At 45.7% G+C, this 4,578-nt stretch carries 4 protein-coding genes; all 4 read right to left on the reverse strand.

What is annotated here, in order from left to right; genetic code table 11:
* Positions 1 to 72: 72 nt before the first annotated feature.
* Positions 73 to 600, reverse strand: coding sequence for an HdeD family acid-resistance protein (locus NC99_RS07615; protein ID WP_162231171.1), 528 nt, complete (start codon positions 598 to 600; stop codon positions 73 to 75).
* A 323-nt stretch (positions 601 to 923) separates the two neighbouring features.
* Positions 924 to 1,337, reverse strand: a complete 414-nt coding sequence (locus NC99_RS07625) for a response regulator (RefSeq protein WP_162231172.1) — start codon at positions 1,335 to 1,337, stop codon at positions 924 to 926.
* Positions 1,338 to 1,417: 80 nt separating this feature from the next.
* On the reverse strand, positions 1,418 to 2,776 hold the full coding sequence (locus NC99_RS07630; RefSeq protein ID WP_053181785.1) for a sigma-54-dependent transcriptional regulator: 1,359 nt from the start codon (positions 2,774 to 2,776) through the stop codon (positions 1,418 to 1,420).
* Positions 2,777 to 2,850: 74 nt separating this feature from the next.
* Positions 2,851 to 4,578: ATP-binding protein (locus NC99_RS07635; RefSeq protein ID WP_157624642.1), on the reverse strand; the 1,728-nt coding region annotated here is incomplete at its 5' end.

Genomic DNA, 4,578 nt, shown 5'->3' on the forward strand with positions numbered 1-4,578 from the left:
AAGTTGGTAAAAAAAAATGATGCCGGATTGTCCTTCAGCCAGAAAAGCGAAACCGGACATCGTATAGACAAGCTACCGCGGCTTTGGGACAAAGGCAGTGAGCAAATTAACCAGCCCATACACCAAGGCAAAGGCACCGATTAGCGTGGCCAGGGCAACACCACCGCGCAAGGGTTCGAAAATGAGCACCAAGCCAAATGACAAGGCAATGACGCTATTTAAAAACAAGCCCCAGTTCACCAGTCCGGCCTTTCGGAGTGTTTGGAAAGAGAAGGCCATGAGCAAGCCGCCGATTAGCGCCCAAATGGCGAGAATCACAACAAAGAAGGAAATCGTGCCGCGTGGATTATAGAGAATCAGCAAGCCAATGCCAACATCAAAAAGCAGCTCCAACAGCATGGATGGATTGCTTCGGCGGCTCCGGGAAAGCAACAGGATCAGACCAGCCATGGCACCTTTCACGAGTAGTAAAACAGCAACCAAGCGGGTAATAGACACGAGCGTGAACCCGGGATAAAACAAAAGAGCCAATCCCAGAACAACCATCAATGTCCCTCTTAGAAATTCAGATGAATGGGTGCGCAATTTTTCGTTTCTCATCTCATTAAAATTGTTTACCTGATTTTGCATTCGATGGAACGCTTGACGAATTTTCACGCTTCAGTTTCACAAACAAGAAGGGTGAAAACTCATGCTCCTTTCCAAGTGACATCCAGGCAGAGCTTAGTACCTCGGCTGCAAAATCAATTTCAGATACAAAAATAATCGATCGGGACACAATAATTTGTGTGTGTCCAATTTTTTCGAACATTGGCTTGTATGTGGAAAATATGGGCCAAAATCTTGTATCAAAAAGAAGAAAATATCAGTTGTTCCAGGCAAGAATTTCAATCATCATGCCGGTGTGCAAAAAAGTCCACAGACTAATGAGGGGAATCGTCCACACCCTTCCCGGCAATCAACACTTCAATAAAATCGGATGGAACGGGCTTTTCGAGATAGGCGCTCACAAAGGAATACTGCATGGCGAGATCGCGGTTTTTCTTACTTCCGGAACTGGCCAGAATGAAAATCTCGGGGGTCTCCATATTGGCGACGATGAGTTCAAACCGATCCAGAAAGGCAGTGGCATCCATGTCGGGCAAGTGAATGTCAATCAAGATGTAGTCGGGAAAATCGTCCAGCGAATGTTTATGCTTGAGTTGCTCCAAATAACTCAACAAACCAGAGGCTTTTCGAAAGCATTTGACCTGGTTTTTTATCGTCTGCTCTTTCAATCTGCCTCCCTCAATTCTGACGAACCCAGGGGTGTCATCAACAATAGCTATTTTCTTCAATAATTTTGATTGCCGCATTTTCCATCCTCCTCAATGGCTCAAAGTGCCCAATTTCTGTTCCAAAGAACTGTGGCAATGAATCAGATTTCAATACCGTATTGTTTGATTTTATTGTAAAGCGTTTTGCGGTCAATTTTCAGCAAGCGGGCGGCTTTTGACTTGTTAAATCCGGCCTCCTCAATCGTCCTCATAATCAATTGCTTTTCAAATTCCGATGAAGCGTCTTTCAACTTCGATTCGCCAATTTCCACTTTGTCGCTATTCATTTCCGAGTCGGACGGATAGACGATATCGCGCGGCAGGCAGTCGCGGACTATTTCATTTCCGGGAGCAAGTAAAGCCGCGCGTTTAATCACGTTCTTCAGTTCGCGAAGGTTGCCAAACCAAGGATATTTTTGCAAAATCAACTCGGTATCGCTGCTAATTCGCTCAATGCGCAAGCCCAATTCTTTATTGGAAGCATCCAGAAAATGATTGGCAAAAAATAAAATGTCTTCTTTTCGTTCGCGAAGGGCCGGCAGATTGATCTTAAACTCGTTGACCCGGTGGTATAAATCTTCCCGGAAATTATTCTGATTCACTTCATCAAGCAAGTCATCATTGGTGGCGGTAATAATTCGTACATCAACTTTTTGGGTTTTGTTTTCGCCCACACGCGACACCGTCCGCTCCTGCAGCACGCGTAGCAGCCGGACCTGTATGTCGTAACTCAGGTTTCCGATTTCATCCAGAAAAAGCGTACCGCCGTTGGCCTGCTGAAAAACGCCTTCCTTATCGCGCACCGCACCGGTGAATGATCCTTTTATGTGTCCAAACAGTTCGCTGTTGGCCAGGTCTTTCGGGATTGCGCCACAATCGAGTGCCACAAAGGGTTTGTTGTTTCTTTTGCTATGCTGATGAATAAACCGGGCAATGTATTCTTTTCCGGTTCCTGTTTCTCCCTGTATGAGAACAGACATGTTGGTAGGCGCCACGCGCCGCGACAGGTTAATGACCGACCGCATGTTATCACTTTTCCCCATAATAAAATCACCATCGGTGTATATGTGATCCGGTTCCTTTTTTGCAGCAGGCTGTCCGTCTTTATTCAACTTTTGCCGAATCAATGCCAGAATTTCTTCCTGCTGAAGGGGTTTGGTGATGTAATCTTCCGCCCCCATTTTCATCAACTTAACCGCCTGACGAACATCGGCATAGGCCGTAATAATAATGACCAGCGTTGACGGCGCCATGGCTTTGATTTTTTGAAGCAACTCCAATCCGTCGGTGTCGGGCAGGCGAAAATCGCAAAGCACCAGCTCAAACTGCTTGTTTTTGACGGCGTCCATCCCACTTTTGCCGGAAAAAGCCGTTTCTACTTTGTACCCATTGCTTGTCAGTTGCTTTTTCAGAATTTCGCAAATAAAAGTATCGTCATCAATGATCAATATTTTACTCATATTTTTTTAGCTGTTAAGGTCGCTGACCAATTTTATATTTTTTTCAATTGTCCTTTTCTCCAAATCAATCTGGACTAATGTTCCGTATTTCCGTTTTGGTGTTGAACCTGTTCTGCCTGTTTGATCGCTTCCTCCACCAACACCAACACCTGTCTGACCCTGTCTGAGAGGCTGGAAAAAGACTTATCCCGCAAGGCCAGGTTCTCTATATTTTCAAGTTGCTCAACCAAGTCACTCAAGCCAAAAAACTTGAAAGAAGGAATGGCACGATGCGCTTTTTCTCCCAAATCAGACCAATTTTCGTTTTTCAAGGCCATGATAAAATCTGACTTGAGATTGTTTGAATTCCTTACAAATGTATCAATCATTTTATTAAAAAACTCGCGATCGCCATTCGATGTTAGCCAAAGATTCTCCGTATCAAACGCTTGATTTTTGACGGACTTGGCAGGATCAGAAATCGGGGCATCCTCCTGCCCTACGTGGCCACTGATGAGCTGAAGTACATTGCAAATCTTGTTGTACAACTCCCGCTCTTTAAATGGTTTGAGCACGTAGCCATTAAATCCTTGATGCATATAGATCTTGAGATCGCTTTTGAGCACATTGGCGGTAACGGCCAGTGCCTTTGTTTTGTGATTGGGGCTTGTGGTATTTTTCCTGATTTCCTGAATCACCTCCATGCCGTTCATTTTCGGCATATGAATGTCGAGTAGCACAATGTCGTAATGATTCAGCAGAAGTAAATTGTAAGCCTCCTCGCCGTTTCGTGCCAAACGAAAGTCTGCATTCCAGTTCGATAAAACGGTTTCGGCGAGCAGCAGGTTGTATTCATCGTCATCAGCAAATAAAATTTTCTTCCCTTCCAGCAGGTTCTCACGAAGCGAATAATGACTATCATGTTCTGCCCGTTCCTGCTCACTGGCTTTTTGAAACGGCAAGCTCACAGCAAACAGGCTTCCCCGACCCTCTTCGCTTTCCACCTCAATCTGCCCGCCCATCAACTCGACCAGCTTTTTGCAAATGGTCAATCCCAGTCCGGCGCCTTTACGTTTTTTGTCGAGGTTGGCCGACGACTGCGTGAACTCATCAAAAATCACAGGTTTCAGTTCGGGCGATATGCCCATGCCGGAGTCTTCGACCTCGAAGCGCAGAACCAGCGTTTGTTCATCTTCTTTCATCAAAATACACCGCAATTCCACCCGGCCCACATCGGTGTATTTTAGGGCGTTTGACATCAAGTTAATCACCACTTGCCGCAGCCGGAAAGGATCGCCTACCAGCGTGTCGGGTATTTTAGGATCAATTTGAACAGAAAGCTGTAGTTTTTTCTCGTTGGCCCGAATGATAAACGAATTGTAAATCACATTCAACACCTGGGTCATGTTAAAGGCGATGTGATCGATATGGACTTTGCCCATCCCCAACTTAAAAAGGATCAGGATTTCGTTGACCAGCGACAGCAGGTGTTCGGAAGAATCGTTGATGAAACGGACAAAGTCTTCCTGCTTTTTGCTGAGTTCAGAGTTGGCCAGCTGCTCGGCAAACCCGACAATGGCATTCAGAGGTGTGCGAATTTCGTGGCTCATGTTGGCCAAAAAAACCGACTTGGCGTGATCGGCCTTCTGCGCATCGTCCTTGGCCTTTTTCAGGCGTGCTTCCACCTCTTTGTCTTTGGTTACATTCTGCACAATGGCTGTTCCGCCAACCACCTCCTGATAAAAATTTAGTACCGGTGTTGCCCAGATGTAATAAACCTGGTCACCGATCCGAATTTCACCATCGGCCATTTCGCCGCTGAG

The organism is Sunxiuqinia dokdonensis (assembly GCF_001270965.1).
Taxonomy (GTDB): Bacteria; Bacteroidota; Bacteroidia; order Bacteroidales; family Prolixibacteraceae; genus Sunxiuqinia; species Sunxiuqinia dokdonensis.